Origin of the sequence: Sphingobium sp. (assembly GCF_049304695.1) — a bacterium.
Classification (GTDB): Bacteria; Pseudomonadota; Alphaproteobacteria; order Sphingomonadales; family Sphingomonadaceae; genus Sphingobium.
This window is the reverse complement of sequence record NZ_JBAQOK010000043.1, coordinates 21,015-38,597: the sequence shown is the minus strand read 5'-3', so window position 1 is coordinate 38,597 and position 17,583 is coordinate 21,015. Positions and strand designations below refer to the sequence as shown.

Below are 17,583 nucleotides of genomic sequence, written 5' to 3'. Positions count from 1 at the left end.
TGGTCCTCACCGTCCTTAGAACGAGATACGCACCCAGGTGGAAGGCCCGAACATTATCTACAGGGTCGCTTTCGCGCCCTCACGGCACTTGCAGAGAGGGGTCCTTCCACCTGGCATCCGACCGTTCGACGAACGGTCGGTACTCTGTCCCCGTCTTGACGACCGCGTGAGCCACGCGCGCCATCTTGGCGGTGAGCGCCGTCATCGCCTTTCGGCGACGATCGGCATCGTCCGCGTGCCCGGCGGTATATCGTCCGAGCTTGTCGCGGAAGCTGTTGTCGCGCTGGCGCGCGGCGACTTGGGCGGCCATCCAGAAGGTCCGGCGCAATCGTGCGTTGCCGTACTTGGATAGCTTCGTGCGACCGCGAAACGTGCCTGATTGGCAGGTCGCGAGATCGAGGCCGCAGAACTTAAGAAATTGGCGATGATGGCTGAAGCGGCGAAGATCGCCTGCCTCTGCCAGGATCGTCAGTGCATTGATCGGACCGATGCCGGGAATCTTGCGCAGCAGCTGGTAGTCAACGTCATCGGCGAGCCTGAGATGGGCAAGCCGCTCGATCTCGTCGCGCTGCTGGATGAGACTTCGTCCCTGCGCAATGACCATACGGAACATGGTGATCGCCGTAGAGTCCTCTGGCACTGGTAACGCGGTAGAAGCACACGCTGTCTCATACACATCGTTGATCAGCCGCGCCTTGGAGACCTTGCGCCCGATCAGGGGCCATACCTCGGCCGAGAAGGCCTCCCGATCAAGCGAGGTGATGCTCGTCGGGGTCGGGAACCGCTCGATCATCGCCAGGAACCAATCCGACCGGCTGTTGCCGGCAAAGCGCGCGATCTCGGGAAAATACAGCGGAAGGTAGTGGGTCAAGATGCGATGCCAGGTTTGCGTCTTCATCCTAGACACGACCTCGTGGGTCTTGGACAGTTCCTGCAGATCGTTGATCCCGGCGGCAAGTGGGTCGACGTAGCGTTGGGTGGCACCGATCCGTAGCATGTGGAGGATGACCTGCGCGTCTTTGGGATCATTCTTATCCCAGCCATTGTGCAACGCCTCTCGCGTGCGCGCCAAAGCAACCGAGGAGATGAGCCGCAGCTCGAACCCTGCAGTGAGCAAGCGATGCGCAAGGGTCCGGTGGTAATTGCCGGTCGCCTCAAAGCCGACCACGATGGGCCTGCCAATGGCGGCGAGCTGCTCGGCTAAGCCATCATAGTCCGCCTTGGTCGCGAGCACCGTCATGCGCCTGCGCCGTCCTCCTTCAGGGCGCTCGATGAGCACCTCCTGGCGGTTTTTGGCCATATCGATCGCTACGAGCACGGCGCCTGCGGGTGTAGAAGAGAGCTTGGTCATGGTTGGTCAGCCTCCAAAGTGTCGTCTCGACAACCTCACTTTAGAGACCTGCTGGGCGATCATGACCGCCTTGATGAAGCCGGCGGGCGCTACGCGCTCTTGTCTCCATCAAGGCAACCGGACCATTCCAGAACCTGCTTCCCAATTTACTACGGCACCGAGCTGACCTCGAACGCGGTCCTCGCCTGGTGCGGACAGATCGGGGTCGAGTGGCACTACATCGCGCCGGGCAAGCCGATGCAGAACGGCTACGTCGAGAGCTTCAACGGCCGCATGCGCGACGAGCTGCTCAACGAGACGCTGTTCCTCAGCCTGGACCATGCCCGCGTGGTGATCGCCGCCTGGGCTCAGGATTACAACCAGGAGAGGCCGCACTCATCCCTGGGATACGAGACCCCAGCGGCGTTCGCCGCTGAACTGGATAAGCAATGGCCTGCTTCGCTACGCCCTACGGGCTCCGCTGCGCAGGCCATTGCTCAACCCGCGCTCATGCGCAACAAAGCTGAAGGGCTCTAATCCGTGCTGGTGGAAACCAGGGGGTCACGTCACCTTGAACCGCAAGAATGCCCTGTTCGCCGGATCGGACGAAGGCGGCGATAACTGGGCGGTGATCGCCACGCTCATCGAATGCTGCAAACTCAACGCCATCAACCCGCACGACTGGTTGACGGCTACGCTCTCGCGCCTCGCCGCAGGTCATCAGGCCAATGCCGTCGACAAACTCATGCCCTGGATCGACGTGGGCTGAAAACACCGCTTACGAATCAGCAACGGAAGTCGCTAATGCATTACAGCGTCACTTTTGGCGATTATCCGATCTGTCGATCCTCCGTCCCGTTAGCAAGCCTTTGGCGCCCGTGCCTTCGAACTTGAACTCGAAGTCTCTCCAGGTTTTCCTCCAGCGTCGCGCCACGTATCTTTCTCCCGGTCTTGCTGCATCATCGAGCATGATAAGGCCTCCCGGTGCGATACGTTCGAAAAGGCGTTCCGCCATTCCTCGGGTAAAGGGATGAATTGACCAAGGCGGTCCATCTATGACAAGCAGATCAATTGTCTGTGGAAGGTCGTGCAAGGCATACCATAATCCAGGCCAGGCCTGGTCCCGAAAGTTCAGCGGAGCATGGCTGAAACTTGCCGACAGGTGGTGCTCAGCGAGCCAAATGCCCATCTGCTCAACGAACGGTTCATACTGATCGTAGCTGTATAAATGCCCGCCACCGTGAAGCGACAATGCTTTGGCGATAACCAGCGAAGTTACTCCGGAACCTAATTCCACAACATTTTTCGGTTGTCGGACTTCAATCTCATCAACAATCCTGTGAAGAAGGTAAGTGTCTGCTTTCCAGCTGCCAAGATGAGGCAAGGCGTCCTGTTCAAGGTTTATACGCTCAAGAACAGCATTTTTTTCAGCTTTGTTTCCCCCATAAAGGCTTTTCAACAGCCAAGGCCATTGGATGAGCGCAAAGAATAGCTGGAACAGGGTTTCGCCCTTTGTGCGCGCGGTGCCTGTTTCCTGCGGCATCTTTTTGGCCAGCATGCCGGTCAGATTTTTGGTCGTCAACTTTCGTCACCTTCGTTATGGATAGCAGTCCAGTGAGCGAGGCAGCAGCCAGTTACCGAGTGTCATCTTAGGCAAACCCACCAATGTATGGCGCTCTCCACAGCAAGTCGTCCGACCCTCGATGATCAGGAGCAAATCTCTTCTCCCATGCTCGTCCCTCTAGAAGCTGGACTGGCGCCCTAAAAAGCCGAGAATTGCGGCAGAAAAGGCGTCGTTTGCATCGCCTGCGACCATATGCGTGGCATCGATAATGTCGGTATATTCAGCATGCGGTGCCAGTTCGCGCAGATGTTCGACAGCGCCTTCCGAGACAAGATCACTGGATCCGCCCCTGATCAGATGCAGCGGTAGCGTCAAATTAGCGGCAGCCTTGTATAATATATTGACTTGCTGCTCCTGATGCGCGGTGTCGCTGCAATGTGCAGCCACCATATTGCGAATAAATGCTGGATCCCAGTGCCAGTAATAGCGGCCATCCTCTTTCTGCCGGAGATAGTGCCGTAGGCCACCACCCGCTCTGCGCTTGCGACGATGTGGCATGTAGCGCGCAATGACTTGTGCAGCTTCTTCCGGAGACGAAAAGCCAGTCTCGACATGTTCTTGCATGAAGCTGACCACCCGCATCACGCCGCCCGGCTCGATACGCGGGGCTATATCTACAAGAGTGAGCGATGCGAAGCTGCCTGGGGCGAGGTCTCCTTCGGCTATCATTCCGGCAAGGCCGCCGAGGGAGGCGCCTACCAGAGCCGGTTTGCGATCCATTCCTGATGCTACCGCGACGAGATCGGCCGCAAAGTCGCGCACGTCATACGCACCTGCGCTCGACCAGTCGCTATCGCCATGCCCACGCATGTCTATAGCGATAGCGCGAAACCCCGCCTCGACCAGATCTTGCACTACCCGCTTCCAGGCGCGGCGAGTCTGACCCGCCCCGTGGGCAAGCAAGACGGGCATCGCCCTGCATTCGCCCTTCACTTCAGCAGCCAGGCTGATACCAGCGGCTCCATCGATTTTGCAATTCTTCCCGGTCATCCACCAGTCTCGATCCTGCAGGCCCGATTGAAGATAAACCCCTTAGTCCATTTTTGGCTTTGCCTTTGCGCCACTTCAGGACGTTGCATCCACACACGCGCGAAGAATTGAGAGGGTTGTTCTATCGTCCTGAGTTCGTGCTTCACAGAAGCTGATTGCGCGCCTGTGCATGAAGACGAGGGTTGGTCCGTTCCTGAGCGGTCGATCGCGATCATCTATTTCCGTTCCTCAGTCGTGGGCCGGTAGTCAGGTAGTTTGGGAGATCCCAAGCCTTCCCGGTCAATCTTCTTGGCCGCATCGCCCACGCGTCGAACTGGTTCGCGAACGGAGCGGGCGGTTTCGGCGATTTGTTGCGCATCCCCTTCCAATTGCCTGATCCGGGGCCGTGCGTGTGCAATGGATAGGCCCAGAGACCGGGCCTTGCCTTCGGCATCATGCAAGGGCCGGCCGAGGCTGTCGCGAAGACCGCCCGGCGATGCCTCGAGCCTCAGGCGAAGCCTCTCCGCGTCGTCTCCCGCCCGAGCCATTACATTCCCTAGAGAATGGATCCTGTCTTCCTGCAGGGCCTCCCCCGCGATTTGACTGACATCGCTTTTCCAGTTCCGCGAGCGCAGCGCGAGTTGGCCAAGACGTTCCTCGATGGATCGCTGACCGGCAGGGTCCAGCTTCTTTGCGATGCTCTCGGCACCTGACGATATCTTGGCGATCATCTCGCCTGGATTGAGGTCGCCGCTGAGGAGGCCGCCGGTCTTCACTGGTACAAGCGGGAATGGCTGTCCCGCTTGAACTGTAAGTGCCGGTTCACGCTTGTTGCTTCCCGCCAGGCTTATCTCTGCCGATCCATCGAAGAATGATTTATCGACCGACGCTGTCACGCCGCGATGGAGTAAGATGTCCTTGGTAAGGACGAACCGGACCACGACCGTATCCGGATTTGAAGGTTGGAGCCGGACCTGGGTTACTTTCCCAACGGGAACACCAAGAAGGTTGACGCCCGATCCGATTTGAACGCCGTCGACCGATTGTTTAAACTGCACCTCATACGTGGCCCCGTCAGCCTCACGTGACTGGATGAGCCACAGGGTGAACCCAATGACGGCGGTTATGAGCAGGCCGACAACAAGGCTCACCTTCAACCAGTTCGAACGCGTTTCCATGTGACCTAGAAATCCTGGAGCCGGTAGCGCGACAAATGAGCTTTTAATTTTCGCGAGATTTGGAACGTGATCACCGCCGCTTCACTCGTTCGCCAATTGCCAGGGCAATGGAAAGCACCGACAGCAGCCCGGCGATGATCGGTTCCGAGGCGAAAAGGATTGCAGCACATATTCCCAATGCTGCGGGGTAGAGCTGGGGAGTGGCTCTGCTGTTGCGCTCATCGCCGCGCAATCGTTCAAGATCCCTGGGTGCGATACTGACGGTGATCGATCCGGTACGCGCAACTCTCTCGATCTGTCCCACCAGGCTCGGCGTTGACAAGGCGGCTCTTCCAAGCGCTGCAAACAGCTTGCCCGCTTCGCCACGCAATCGCGCCGGACTCGTTCGCTCGCGCATCAGTTCCTTTGCCAGCGGAGCCAGTTCTCGAGTGATGTCGAATGTCGGATCGATGCGCCGGACAAATCCCTCTGCCGTGAGCAGCGTCCGGAGCACCAGTGCCAGATCGGGCGGGAGCGCGAGATGAAAGTCGCGCAGTATCGCAAAGACGATTTGGAAAATGTCGGTAAGGTCAATTTGCTCGAGCAGAACATTGCTGAAACGGTTGATCAGTTCGGCCAGGGCCTCTTCCAGCCTGACACGGTCAACATCAGGGTCGCCCGCCCAAAGCAGCAGAATATCGACGACCCCGCCTGTGTCCTCCGCCGCGATCGCCAGGCCAAGCCGTACCAATTCTTCCCGGCGTCGCGGCAGAAGCGTCCCCACCGCTCCGAAGTCGATAAGCCCCAGCGTTCCGTCCTCCAGGAAAAAGACGTTGCCGGGGTGGGGATCGGCGTGGAAATGACCATTGATGACGATCATGTGGAGGATCGCCTGCGCATAGGTGCTGGCGAGGCTAATGAGATCAAGGTCGCTTTGCCGCGCCGCCTCCAGATTGCTTGCCGGAACGCCTCGAAACCGCTCCTGTATGTTGACACGCCTGCCGGACAACTCCCAGTCAAAGCGAGCCGTTCGCACGCCGAAAGCTTTGAGATACTCTCCGATCGTATCGCTGGCGCGAGCTTCCGCGCCAAGGTCCATTTCCCGATCGATACTTTCAGCGAAGTGGCGCAGCAGTTCGTCCGGCTTTAGTCGCGCGATCTCGGGGATGCGGCGCTCTGCGATCCGGGCGACGCGGCGCAGCAGCCGAAGGTCGGCGTCGACAATCCGCTCGATCCCGGGACGACGGACCTTGACGATAACGTCCCTGCCGTCGAGCAGCGTTGCTGCATGGACCTGAGCGATCGAGCCGGCCGCAATCGCTTCGTCTTCAAAGGAGGCGAAATAGCTTTCCACAGTTCCGCCGATCGCCTCTTCGATAAGTGGTCGCACGGTGGCGAACGGCAGCGGCGGAACCCGGTCCTGAAGTTTCGAAAGCGCATCGATCCAATCGGGCTCCAGCAGATCACTTCGCATTGCAAGAATCTGCCCGAACTTGACCGCTGCAGGACCGATATCTTGCAGCAGCGCAACGACTGCTTCTGGTCGAGCGCTATCAAATGGTTCCTCACCACCCAGTCTGAGACCTAGCCGGGAGGCCATTCCCTTGAGGCCGTGTCGCCCGAACAGAAGCAGGATTTGTGCGAACCGCTCCCGCTCCTTCAATGCGACCGCTTCAGGCCCGTCCATCAAATGAGGATCAGCCATCATTATGTGCCTTGAGCGTGGGGACGCGACCTCGGCGGAAGCCAGCTTGCGTTTCGAGTTGATCCACGACCTTGTCGAGGTGAAGGATCGCCCTATCCAATGCTTCCAGTTCTTCCGCGGTCAAGCTGCCGAAGGTCTTCGCCACAATGCCATCGTAGAGTGGCAGGGCCTGCTCCAGCATCGCCCTGCCTGCGTCCGTGATTTCCACGAGCTTTACACGACGGTCCTCTTCAACGGGCGAGCGCGTGACCAGATCATTCTGCTCCAACCAGTCAATCGCCTGGGTTACCGTGCGCGGGGCCTGATCGAAGAAGCTTGCAATATCGGTTGAGCGGCTGGGTTGCTCGGCGAGATATACCAGCAGCTTAAGACGGGCCATCGATGCTCCTTGGGACGCAAGGTGCGTGTCGATCAGCCGCCGCATTCTGTACCAGGTCCAGCCAAAGGCCGTCGCGAGTGCGCGCAAATGAACTTCCTGAGGTTCCATATGTTATGTCCTTGCTCAATCTTCGATGGCATGGCAAGGGGAGAGGATAAAGTTATGACTGCGACGAAGCTGGCACCTCTTGGCCCATGGCGTGCCATTGCTCGATCATCATCGTGAGACCCCAATGCTTGACCATGCCAAGGTTCAAGATATGCGCTGCGTGGCGTTGATGCCAGCAGGAGCCGAAATCGTCCGCTGCTCAATTCCCATGCTGCTAGTGCGATGATCGCGGCAGATTGGCATATTGACGAGGGTGGCGGCCCGACTCTGCATGTGAGCGGTGACTGGACTTCGCTTGCTTTGGGCGATGCGGCAGGGCGCCTGGGTGCCCAGTCGGCCGGGAGTCTAGACGTGCAGCGTCTCGATCTTTCTGCTCTGGGGCGGATCGACACTGCCGGTGCCCTCCTGCTTTTGCGGTCCATGGCTCCAGACGCCGATATAGACTTTGGCGAAAGAGAGGATTTGCAAAGGCTGATAGACCTTGTTCGACCTGCCCTTGAACAAGATACGGCCGGTAAGGCTGGCGTCACTGGTGTTCTGGGATTTTTCGAGCGCTTCGGCCGTCAGTTAGTCGGGATCGCCGATGACGCCTACCAGATGCTGGTGTTCACTGGGCAGCTTATTGTGGCGCTCGGCCGTACCCTTGGCGATCCTCGCCGACTGCGCATGACGCCGCTTGTCGCGTTCATGCAGGACGCGGGCATTAATGGGCTTCCGATAGTTTTTATCATGACCTTCTTCATCGGCGCGGTCATTGCGCTCGTTGGCACCAACCTTTTGACAACGCTTGGCGTTGAGGTGTTCACGATCCAGTTGGTGGGCGTGGCCATCCTGCGCGAGTTCGGCGTGGTGATCACTGCCATCCTTCTGTCTGGACGTTCCGCATCTTCCTTTGCCGCTCAGATCGGTTCGATGCGGATGAACCAGGAAACCGATGCGATGCAGGTTATGGGCGTGGACCGCTTCGATGCGCTGGTAATCCCGCGCATCTTAGCCGCGCTTCTCATGATGCCTCTTATGACCTTCTGCGCGGATATCGGCGGTCTTGCTGGCGGACTCTTGGTCAGTTGGGTGACGATTGATATCAGCCCGGTCTTCTTCATCCAGCGTACGCTCGAAACGGTGGACATTAAGCATTTCTGGATAGGCATGTGCAAAGCGCCGTTTCTGGCTCTGATCATCTCTGCTGCGGGCTGTCGGCATGGCCTTATGGTCGGCGGCGACGTCCAAAGCCTTGGTCAAAATGTGACGTCCGCGGTCGTCCAGTCAATCTTCATGGTCATTATGTTCGATGCGATTTTCGCGGTTATCTTCATGGCGCTCGATCTGTGAGGGCGCTTGTGGAAACCGATGCCGAAGACGTGCCCATTCGCGTCAAAGGCCTGCGCACGGCTTTTGGCGACAAGGTCATCCATGAGGATCTCGGCCTTGAGGTCAAGCGCGGTGAGATATTGGGTGTGGTTGGCGGATCGGGTTCCGGTAAGTCGGTGCTGCTCAACACCATCCTGGGCCTCAAGCAGCCCGATGGCGGATCCGTCGAGATATTCGGGCAGGACATCCGCGATCCGCAAGCGCACAGTGAAGTCGAGCGTCGGATTGGGGTGATGTTCCAGCAAGGCGCATTATTCTCCTTTCTCACCGTACAAGAAAATGTCGAGGCGCCACTTCTGGAACATACGAAACTTACACGTGAGTATGTGCACGATCTTGCAAGGCTGAAGATCAAGCTTGCTGGTTTGCCGGAAGATGCAGGCTGCTTGAAGCCTGCCGAGCTATCTGGCGGAATGCGCAAGCGCGCGGGGGTAGCCCGCGCAATCGCGCTGGATCCTGATATCCTCTTTCTCGACGAGCCGACTGCCGGCCTCGATCCAATTGCTGCAGCCGAATTCGATGATCTTATCAGAACATTGCGGGATGCTCTTGGCTTCACCGTGTTCATAATAACCCACGACCTCGATACTCTGTACGCGATTTGCGACCGCGTTGCGGTTGTCGCTGACAAGAAAATCGCCGCTGTTGCAACGATCAAAGAACTTGAACGGTCAGATCACCCGTGGATCCGGAGCTATCTTCTGGGACCGCGCGGCCGTGCCGCGAAAAAAGAGAAAGAAAGCTGATGGAACGCCATGCCAACTATGCTCTGGTAGGCGCCGCCTCCATCGCGTTGCTTATCGCCACGCTTGTTTTTGTGGTCTGGCTCGGCGGTTCGGCCAAAGGAAGTGATTCTTACCAGATCGTGTTTCATGGGCCAGTCAGAGGTTTAAGCGTTGGAGGCGAAGTGCAGTTCAACGGCATCAAGGTCGGGGAAATCGGCGGAATCCGCCTCGACCAGCGCGACCCCAACCGTGTGATCACGGATATCGAACTGACGCGCGGGACACCGGTGCGCGAAGATTCGGTCGCATCCTCTGAAAGTCAGGGCATCTCAGGGGTCAGCATCGTGCAAATCAGCGCGGGCACGCCGAGCAAGCCGCTGCTCAAGACCAATGATCACGGTAAGCGGCCTGTCATCGCCAGCAAGCCCAACGCTATGTCTTCATTGCTGCAAGGCGGAGGACAGGTGGTGGCAAGCGCGACCGAGGCACTGAGCCGTGTGAACAAGGTCCTTTCTGATCGTAATATCGCCAACATCGGCGGTGCCATTCGCGATGTCCGAATGACTACGGCGGAACTGGCGGCCAATCGGACCATGTTCGCCCATGCCGGTTCCGCGCTCGCCAAACTGGATCGGGCGGCTGACGATATTCAGGGCGCGGCCTCGGCCGTTCGGCAGATTGCCGATGGCGATGGCAAGCGCGCCTTCGCCGATATCTCCCAGGCGGCAAACGAACTCAAATCGGCAGTTCATGAGGCTCGCGGCGTGATCGCCAAACTCGACACGCAAAGCGCCGATATCGGTACGACCACGATCCCTAATATCAATGCGACCATGCTGACCTTGCAAGAAACAGCTGAATCGCTGGACGGGCTAATTCGCGGGATCCGACAAAGTCCCCGCGAAGCTCTGGCCAAAAGCCGGGGTGCTGAACTGGAGTTGCCTAAGTGACATTATCAACCAGGAATCGGACTTTTGCACTTCTGTCGAGCGCCTTGCTGCTGGGTAGCTGTGGAAACCTGCTAGGCGGCGGCGAGCGCGCTGACCTTTTCAGGTTTGGCGTGGTTGAGCCCACGTCCGTCACCGGGATGCAGGGTGCGCTCCCGACTCGCTCTGTATCTCTGCTTCGCCCCCGGTTCTCGCAGGAGGTAGAGGGCGATCGCATGCTCACCACGCGGGGGGAACGTGCGCTCTACCTTAAGGGGGTTCGTTGGGTGGCGCCGGTCCCCGATCTTTTCACCCAGGCGCTGATGCGTCAATATGCGGCGCGGGCACCTGACGTGCGCCTGACGGGCGTCAGAAATGCCACCGGGGCATCGCATGCGCTGCAGATTGATATCGAGCGATTCGAAGCACGGTATGCCCTAGATGGGGGTGAAAAAGCACCGCCCACTGTCATTATCGAAGGCGATGCAACCCTGTTTGACCTTACTGATCGTCGTCCCGTTGAGGCCAAGCGCTTCTTGGTGCAGGAGCCAGCGTCCGCAAATACCACGAGCGGGATAGTCGCCGCTTTCGATCGTGCAGTAGCTCGCTCAACCACAGAATTGACGGATTGGTCCGCGCAAGCAGCGCGGAAGCATTCCACGGAGCGCGCGCTTGATACATCGAAGGATCGAATGGAACGCAAGCAGGGGATAAATTGATCATGAACTTGTCGCCGATCTCTACAATCTTAGGGCGCGAAAGCATGTACAAAATCGCCATGCGCCAGATAGCTTCGTAGGTATCTACGAGTTTTTGTTTTTATCTGAAGGGCTGACCCGATCGGAGCCAGAGTAAGCAAGATAGTATAATCCCGGATTCTACGTCTTAATAAGCGATAGCATATCGACCATGTGATAAGTCAAATCTCGCAATGATTAATATTGCTATCGGATTATGAAATGCAGTCCGCTGTCGATTTAAGTGACACTCATTTGACAATTTAATTTATGCAATGCGGGCGATGGTGGAACGATTATCCAACAGCATCGTTACGACGTCGTCACGCTTAACGTGATGCGGCCACTTGACCGCTCGAAATCTATTCTACGGAGAAGGTATTATGCTGAAAGTCATTATGGCCGCGGGCGCGCTAGCGCTTTCAGGTTCAGGGGCTCTCGCCCAAGCTGTTTCACCAACAAACACAGGTTCAATGTCGAGCATGGATACCGGCACAACACCGATAGCTGGACAGAATGAGCCAGCCTTTGTGATGGCTGCATCGGATGCGAACCTCTATCAAATAAAAGCAGCGCAGTTCGCCGTGACCAAGGCTCAGCGTGACGATGTGAAGGCTTTTGCCAAACGTGTTCAGACCGAAGCGCAAATCGCGCAGAAAGCACTCATGGCCGCGCTGCGCAACGATCAGCGGACAATAAAAGCGCCATCGTCATCGCTTTCCTCCGACAGAGCCGCACTCGTGAAGCTGCTCCAGAAGACGCCGCGCGGCAGCTTCGATAATCTTTATCTATCCCAGTCCGCCCAGGTACTACAGGCGGCATGGGCCATCAACAAAGGCTATGCGCAAGACGGCACCGACCCAGCCTTGAAGCAAGTCGCGGGAACCGCCGTTCCCACACTTGAGCAAGAACTCACCAATGGGAAGGCACTTCTTCCTTCAGCATTGACCGGCGGTCAATGATCATAGTGGCGCCCGTTCTTCACGGGCGCCACTCAATGTGATCGTCATGCCCTGGCGGGCAGCCGCTGTTATTTCAAGCGAGGTAACAGCGAACCCCACAGCGGTCGTGTTTATGCTTTCAACCTTGTCTTCAGGATATTGGGCGGATGATGATACTTGTTTTTGCCATGGCGGCTCTTGCACAAACCCCCGAGCAACCCGCCAGAAAAGATGAGACAGTTGACCGCGGTCGGGAAATCGTCACGCAGCCGGCGAAAGATATTGGCGCGGCCAAAACCGAAATTCCAGCTATTCTGGAAAGAGCGCAAGAAAATCCATATGGTCTCGCCGGCTTGAAATCCTGTGCGCAGATCAAGGCCGCAACTACGGAGCTCGATAGCGTCCTCGGACCTGATTTTGCGGTCGGCAACAACAAAAAAGAGAACAGGGCTGGTCGGCTGGCCGAGGCTGGAGGGAAAACTATTGTTAACACAATCATACCGTTTCGGGGCTTAGTTCGGGAGATTTCGGGCGCAGCTCCGGCCGAAAGACGCCTGGCGGCAGCGATTGACGCCGGCTTCGCACGCCGCGGCTTTCTTCGTGGAACAGCGCTCGCGCGGCGCTGTCCGGGGAGCAAAAATTAGCGACGAAAGCTGACGCTATTGAATTCGACGCCTCTGTGTGACGCTGCGCATTATCTCTTGAACTATGGCATTGCAGGGTAATGGGCCGGGGCGGGAATAACGAAAAGCTACTCGGGCCAGAAACAATCTATATTATTGCTTCCAGGCAAGGTGACGGCGGCCCAACCGATCAAAGTGCCGGGTCACCTTTCGTGTGACCCTGGCTGATATCACCATAGGCCACAATTGTGGGGATTGAAACGGGACACCAATTCGAGGCTCACTTCTTAACGACCGCCCGATCGGGAAAGTAATTTTTCGCGTCGGAGTGCTCGGCATCACGCGCCATCAGTTTCTGTGTTGTGCACCAGCCTGGCAAACCGCTCCTCGGTATCTTTTGATTCTTGCTTGAAGATTGGGGGAGCTACAGCCTGATATGCGGCTTAGGTGTAGGACCGGTCCAGCGGCGGCGGGCAAGGAGCGGGTTATCTCTGCGTAATGCTGAGGTTCCATATAATATGCAATTGCCGATCACTCCTTAATGCTGCAAGACAGAACCACACCGCGCAACATTGGGATTGTAATTTATATGGCGGACAAGTCGGCCACTGTTTCGGCGGATCCTGAGGGCCTCGGCGAATCTGCGGTGTCGCCGCTTAAATCGCCGCGCGTTCGCCTCGCGATGCTCATTGGCGCGATCCTGCTGCTCATCGGTGGCTTTGTCTGGTACTTGGATCATCAGAACCGGGGCCGATACATGCAGGTGACCGACAACGCCTATGTTGCGGCAGATTCCGTCATCACAGCGCCCAAGATCGCCGGATATGTTGAACGGGTGTTCGTTATCGAGAATCAGACGGTTCGGCAGGGGCAGTCTCTGGCTGAACTCGATCCCCGCGAATATCGGGCGCAGACCGAACAGATTACCAGCCAGATCGAAACGGCAACGGCTGCGGGGGATACGACGCGCTCTCAGATTTCCGAACAGCAGGCAGCCATAGCGCAAGCGCAAGCCCAGCTCAACGCGGCGCGCGCCGAGGCTGCTTTCGCCGCACAGCAGGTTACGCGATATCAGCCGCTTGCCGCATCAGGCGCTGAGCCAGGGGAGCGTTTCGCGCAGCTTCAGACGCAGGCACGACAAGCTCGCGAGCGAACCAATGCTGCGCAGGCGGCGCTGATCGCCGCGCAACGGCGTGTCGGTACACTGGGCGCGCAGGTGCGTCAGGCCCAGTCGCAAGCAGAGGCCGCGCGTGCCCAACTCAAGGTGGCGCGCGTCAACGTCGAATCGACAGTGCTCAAGGCTGCAATCAATGGCCGTGTGGGCGATCTGGCTGTCCGTGTGAGGCAATTCGTGCAGCCCGGCACACGCATGATGACACTGGTTCCTGTCGATCGATTGTTCATTGAGGCGAACTTCAAGGAAACTCAACTGGGGCTTATGCGCGTCGGCCAGCCTGTTGGCATCGAAATCGATGCGCTCCCTGGCGTCGAACTGACCGGGCGTATTGCCAGTATCGCCCCTGGCACGGGCGCCCAATTCTCGGTGCTCCCCCCCCAGAATGCGACCGGAAACTTCACAAAGATCGTACAGCGCGTGCCTGTACGCATTGCAATCGATGCTCCTCTCGAAGTGCGCACGCTCCTTGTGCCGGGAATGTCGGTTGGAGTAACGGTCGATACGCGTTCAGCCAGAGGAGAGATGGATCGACTCCGTCAGGCCGTAAGCCGGAAGCGTTGACAGTGGTCACGGTCACAGCATCTCCAGACGCAGCTCGTTCCGCGCGTGCGGACTTGACCGCTTGGATCGCTGTTGCTGCCGGCTCGCTCGGCGCACTGCTGGCGACCCTCGACATCTCGATCGTCAACTCGGCACTGCCAACGATCCAAGGCGAAATCGGAGCAACCGGCACTGAGGGAACGTGGATCGCCACCGCCTTTCTCGTTGCCGAGATCGTCGTCATTCCGCTGAGCGCCTGGCTTGAACGGCTTTTGGGACTGAGAACCCTCCTTCTCATTTCCGTGACTGCCTTTACCGGGTTCTCCATCCTATGCGGCATCGCCACCGACCTTATGACGATGATCATCGGACGAACCGGGCAGGGCCTTATGGGAGGGCTGCTGATACCCACCGCCATGACGATTGTCGCAAAGCGACTCCCGCCACCCCAGCAGCCCATCGGGATGGCCCTTTTCGGAATGACCGTAATCTTGGGACCCGTTCTTGGCCCCTTGCTCGGTGGCTGGCTGACGGAAAATTTGAGCTGGCACTATGCCTTCTTCGTCAATGTTCCGGTCTGCGGGATACTCCTCTTGCTCCTGTTGCTCGGCCTGCCGCACGAACGTACGAATTGGGTCTATCTTCGCGAGGCCGACTGGTTGGGTATTATAGGCCTGATCCTTGGCCTTGGAGGACTGACGATCGTGCTCGAGGAGGGGCACCGTGAAGACTGGTTCGAATCGACGCTTATCATCCGGCTGACGTTTATAACCGTAGCAGGGTTTGTGATGTTGGCGATCGGACAGATCTGGGCAGCAAAGCCCGTCCTTAAGCTGCGAATCGTCATGAGCAGACAGTTCGGCAGTGTCGTTATCATGGCGCTAGCGCTGGGCATGGTGATGTACGGATCGACCTTCGTCATCCCGCAGTTCCTGTCGCTTATCGCCGACTATAATGCCCTCGAGACCGGACAGGTCATCTTTCTCATGGGCGTTCCTGCCTTCTTTGTGATGCCGTTCGTGCCGTTTCTGATGCGGGTTGTCGACATCAGGCTGGCCGTTGGCGCTGGCCTCGCGCTTATGGCTGCTAGCTGCTTTGTGAACACCAGTCTCACAGTGGAATCCGCAGGCGAAGCCTTTACTACCGGTCAGCTGCTGCGCGGGGTGGGGATGATCTTTGTCATGCTCTTTCTGAACCAGGCCGCCATTACCTCAGTCAGCAAGGAGGATGCTGGAGATGCCTCAGGCATCTTCAATGCTGCGCGAAACCTCGGTGGCTCATTCGCTCTGGCGGCCCTGACGTCGTTCCAGGACCAGCGTATGTCACTCCACAGCCGACGGATGGAGGAAACGCTGTGGGCAAACGATCCAAGCGTGCAGGAGTATATCGCGGGGATGTCTCATACTCTGGGAAATATGGACGCGGGCCTTCAGTCGCTCGCTGGCACAATTCAGCAGCAGGCGTTCGTCATGACCTATAACGACATATTCTTGACGATGGCGGTAGCGACTTTTGTGACGCTTCCGTTCGTGTTTTTCCTTCGCCCGCTCCCCAAGGGGATGTCGCTGACGATGCATTGAGGTGGTAATGGCAAAGTTAAGTGGTCTCATCCTTCCGCTGCTCCTTGGTGGATGTGTGGTCGGCCCGGACTATTCCGGACCACCAGAGCTCGGCCAAGCCGCGCCGCGGCCGACATTCGTTCGTCAACCAGCGGATGCGTCGACCAGCGAGCCCGAACTCGCCGAATGGTGGACGACGCTGCAAGATCCGGTTCTCGATGAGCTCGAGCGGCGCACTCTTGTCGCGAATCCCTCGATTGATGTTGTGCAGGCCCGACTTCGCCAAGCCCGTGGGTCTGTACGCCAGGAGCGAGCAAACCGCCTGCCGACGGCTGGTGCTCAGGGCGCGGCCATATTTGCTGATCTTCCCGGGATCGATCTCCAGGCCAGTCAAGGAAGTACTCTACCCACACCTGTTCCGGCACCTTCATCCGCCCAGGATGCGGACACGTCTCTGCGTTTCTACAACCTTGGTCTGAACGCAAACTGGGAAATAGATCTCGCGGGCGGGCAGGTGCGAAAAATCGAAGCGGCAAACGCGCTGGCGGCGGCAGCGGCGTATAATGTTGCAGACGCAAAGGTTCAGCTCAGCGCTGAAGTCGCGCAGACCTATACCAATCTTCGTGACCGGCAGCAGCGCGCCGCTGCTTTTCGGGGAGGTCTCGACCTTCAGCGCCAGCAACTCGCCCTAGCCCGGCAGCGTTTCGGGCAAGGCACAATCCCGGCCTTCACTGTCGGCCAAGCGAACCGCGCGGTTCAGGCCACGATCAGCGATCTCGCCGCGGCCGATGCTGAGATCGAAATATATATGAATGCGCTAGCGGTTCTCGCCGGTGAAGCGCCGGGATCTCTCGATCCGCTATTGACGCCACGGCGCGATATCCCGATCCCCCCTGCGCGGGTGTCGATCGGAGACCCTTCGGCGCTCCTGCGCCGTCGTCCCGACATCCGCGCTGCGGAGCGCAATCTCGCCGCCACAACCTCCCGGATAGGGGTCGCGGAAGCAGCTCGTTTTCCGAAAATCAGCTTCATGGGGATTCTCGGGATTGGCGGCACGTCCATCGGAGACCTGGTAGATCTGGGCAATATTTCCAACATCGCCGTCCCTCAGCTGCAATGGGGCTTGCTCGATTTTGGACGAACGTCAGCGGCGATAGCGCAGGCACGCTCTGGTCGCGATGAAGCCGAGGCACAATATAGGCAGGTAGTGCTCGGCGCGCTTGAGGACGCGGAGACGTCGCTTGCGCGCTTTGCACAGCAAAGGCGAAACGTCGCCGCATTTGCCGAAATCAAGCGGTCCGCAGATGAAGCGGCAACGCTGATGCGGCAGCGCTATGCGCGGCAGGTCATTTCGAGAGGCGACACTCTTGAGGCTGACCGCCAGCAGCGGCTTGCAGAGGCAAACCTGCACAGTGCGGTTGCGGCCCTCACCGCCAGCTATGTTGCCATACAGAAGTCGCTTGGACTGGGATGGACAGAAGCGGGGAGTCAAGCTTCAGCCCTTATGAGCAAATAATGACGGTATCTGTCCGGACTTGCCAATACAAGAATCGGCGGCCCTGCCCACCGCAATGATGACTTTTGGCACAGGGCAACCCGCCTGTTCGGCATCCATCCTGCGGCCCTTGCGATTATACAGAGTTTCGCGGGGTAACGCGCCCCGGGGCGATTGCGATGTCTTTGACGGGGGTTGCCCCAGATAGGATGAAATA

At 58.2% G+C, this 17,583-nt stretch carries 14 protein-coding genes and 3 pseudogenes; 11 read left to right on the top strand and 6 right to left on the bottom strand.

The features are described from left to right. Positions 1-57: 57 nt before the first annotated feature. Positions 58-1,351: pseudogene (locus tag WA070_RS06375) on the bottom strand (IS110 family transposase). 153 nt (positions 1,352-1,504) lie between these two features. Between WA070_RS06375 and WA070_RS06370 the strand changes: the two are divergent. Together WA070_RS06370 and WA070_RS06365 are read left to right on the top strand one after the other, a co-directional pair. Next, a pseudogene (locus tag WA070_RS06370) lies at positions 1,505-1,867 on the top strand (integrase core domain-containing protein); the annotation flags it as partial. Positions 1,868-1,895: 28 nt separating this feature from the next. Further along, positions 1,896-2,099: pseudogene (locus WA070_RS06365) on the top strand (transposase domain-containing protein); the annotation flags it as partial. Between the two features lie 48 nt (positions 2,100-2,147). On the opposite strand, the gene WA070_RS06360 reads toward WA070_RS06365, so the two are convergent. The 5 genes from WA070_RS06360 to WA070_RS06340 all read right to left on the bottom strand — a co-directional run bounded on the left by WA070_RS06360 (position 2,148) and on the right by WA070_RS06340 (position 7,272). Beyond that, positions 2,148-2,912: a class I SAM-dependent methyltransferase gene (locus WA070_RS06360; RefSeq protein WP_140159605.1), complete on the bottom strand. Its 765-nt coding sequence runs from the start codon at positions 2,910-2,912 to the stop codon at positions 2,148-2,150. 159 nt (positions 2,913-3,071) lie between these two features. Beyond that, positions 3,072-3,944, bottom strand: a complete 873-nt coding sequence (locus WA070_RS06355) for an alpha/beta fold hydrolase (RefSeq protein WP_024020672.1) — start codon at positions 3,942-3,944, stop codon at positions 3,072-3,074. 215 nt (positions 3,945-4,159) lie between these two features. Next, positions 4,160-5,101 (bottom strand): MlaD family protein, encoded by a 942-nt coding sequence (locus WA070_RS06350; RefSeq protein WP_286863906.1) that lies wholly within the window; start codon positions 5,099-5,101, stop codon positions 4,160-4,162. A 70-nt stretch (positions 5,102-5,171) separates the two neighbouring features. Further along, the gene (locus tag WA070_RS06345; protein ID WP_254908111.1) at positions 5,172-6,788 is read right to left on the bottom strand and encodes an ABC1 kinase family protein; all 1,617 of its coding nucleotides are present in this window, start codon (positions 6,786-6,788) and stop codon (positions 5,172-5,174) included. Next, complete coding sequence (locus tag WA070_RS06340) at positions 6,778-7,272, bottom strand: MarR family winged helix-turn-helix transcriptional regulator (protein WP_024020669.1); 495 nt, start codon at positions 7,270-7,272, stop codon at positions 6,778-6,780. The genes WA070_RS06345 and WA070_RS06340 overlap by 11 nt, the downstream gene beginning before the upstream one ends. Before the next feature lie 222 nt (positions 7,273-7,494). Between WA070_RS06340 and WA070_RS06335 the strand changes: the two genes are divergently transcribed. The 9 genes from WA070_RS06335 to WA070_RS06295 all read left to right on the top strand — a co-directional run bounded on the left by WA070_RS06335 (position 7,495) and on the right by WA070_RS06295 (position 17,387). After that, positions 7,495-8,604 carry an ABC transporter permease gene (locus tag WA070_RS06335; protein ID WP_286863902.1) on the top strand — a complete coding sequence of 370 codons (1,110 nt, stop codon included), beginning with the start codon at positions 7,495-7,497 and terminating at the stop codon, positions 8,602-8,604. 8 nt (positions 8,605-8,612) lie between these two features. Next, positions 8,613-9,389, top strand: coding sequence for an ABC transporter ATP-binding protein (locus WA070_RS06330; RefSeq protein ID WP_031309820.1), 777 nt, complete (start codon positions 8,613-8,615; stop codon positions 9,387-9,389). Beyond that, on the top strand, positions 9,389-10,318 hold the full coding sequence (locus WA070_RS06325) for an MlaD family protein (protein ID WP_024020666.1): 930 nt from the start codon (positions 9,389-9,391) through the stop codon (positions 10,316-10,318). The genes WA070_RS06330 and WA070_RS06325 overlap by 1 nt, the downstream gene beginning before the upstream one ends. Positions 10,319-10,455: 137 nt before the next feature. Further along, positions 10,456-11,013 (top strand): ABC-type transport auxiliary lipoprotein family protein, encoded by a 558-nt coding sequence (locus WA070_RS06320; RefSeq protein ID WP_235955281.1) that lies wholly within the window; start codon positions 10,456-10,458, stop codon positions 11,011-11,013. 401 nt (positions 11,014-11,414) lie between these two features. Then, positions 11,415-11,993 (top strand): DUF4142 domain-containing protein, encoded by a 579-nt coding sequence (locus WA070_RS06315; RefSeq protein ID WP_235955309.1) that lies wholly within the window; start codon positions 11,415-11,417, stop codon positions 11,991-11,993. A 149-nt stretch (positions 11,994-12,142) separates the two neighbouring features. After that, a complete protein-coding gene (locus tag WA070_RS06310; RefSeq protein WP_405053679.1) occupies positions 12,143-12,616 on the top strand; it encodes a hypothetical protein in 474 nt (157 codons plus the stop codon). Positions 12,617-13,184: 568 nt separating this feature from the next. Continuing rightward, positions 13,185-14,333 carry an HlyD family secretion protein gene (locus WA070_RS06305; RefSeq protein ID WP_422633258.1) on the top strand — a complete coding sequence of 383 codons (1,149 nt, stop codon included), beginning with the start codon at positions 13,185-13,187 and terminating at the stop codon, positions 14,331-14,333. A gap of 53 nt (positions 14,334-14,386) precedes the next feature. Further along, positions 14,387-15,892, top strand: coding sequence for an MDR family MFS transporter (locus tag WA070_RS06300; RefSeq protein WP_024020661.1), 1,506 nt, complete (start codon positions 14,387-14,389; stop codon positions 15,890-15,892). 7 nt (positions 15,893-15,899) lie between these two features. Continuing rightward, a complete protein-coding gene (locus tag WA070_RS06295; RefSeq protein ID WP_086486326.1) occupies positions 15,900-17,387 on the top strand; it encodes an efflux transporter outer membrane subunit in 1,488 nt (495 codons plus the stop codon). Positions 17,388-17,583: the final 196 nt, after the last annotated feature.

Excerpts from the sequence above, each read along its gene's own strand:
- WA070_RS06320 (WP_235955281.1), top strand. The coding sequence starts at position 10,456 with ATGCAGGGTGCGCTCCCGACTCGCTCTGTATCTCTGCTTCGCCCCCGG.
- WA070_RS06305 (WP_422633258.1), top strand. The coding sequence starts at position 13,185 with ATGGCGGACAAGTCGGCCACTGTTTCGGCGGATCCTGAGGGCCTCGGC.
- WA070_RS06310 (WP_405053679.1), top strand. The coding sequence starts at position 12,143 with ATGATACTTGTTTTTGCCATGGCGGCTCTTGCACAAACCCCCGAGCAA.
- WA070_RS06335 (WP_286863902.1), top strand. The coding sequence starts at position 7,495 with ATGATCGCGGCAGATTGGCATATTGACGAGGGTGGCGGCCCGACTCTG.
- WA070_RS06295 (WP_086486326.1), top strand. The coding sequence starts at position 15,900 with ATGGCAAAGTTAAGTGGTCTCATCCTTCCGCTGCTCCTTGGTGGATGT.
- WA070_RS06315 (WP_235955309.1), top strand. The coding sequence starts at position 11,415 with ATGCTGAAAGTCATTATGGCCGCGGGCGCGCTAGCGCTTTCAGGTTCA.
- WA070_RS06345 (WP_254908111.1), bottom strand. The coding sequence starts at position 6,788 with ATGATGGCTGATCCTCATTTGATGGACGGGCCTGAAGCGGTCGCATTG.
- WA070_RS06325 (WP_024020666.1), top strand. The coding sequence starts at position 9,389 with ATGGAACGCCATGCCAACTATGCTCTGGTAGGCGCCGCCTCCATCGCG.
- WA070_RS06350 (WP_286863906.1), bottom strand. The coding sequence starts at position 5,101 with ATGGAAACGCGTTCGAACTGGTTGAAGGTGAGCCTTGTTGTCGGCCTG.
- WA070_RS06340 (WP_024020669.1), bottom strand. The coding sequence starts at position 7,272 with ATGGAACCTCAGGAAGTTCATTTGCGCGCACTCGCGACGGCCTTTGGC.
- WA070_RS06355 (WP_024020672.1), bottom strand. The coding sequence starts at position 3,944 with ATGACCGGGAAGAATTGCAAAATCGATGGAGCCGCTGGTATCAGCCTG.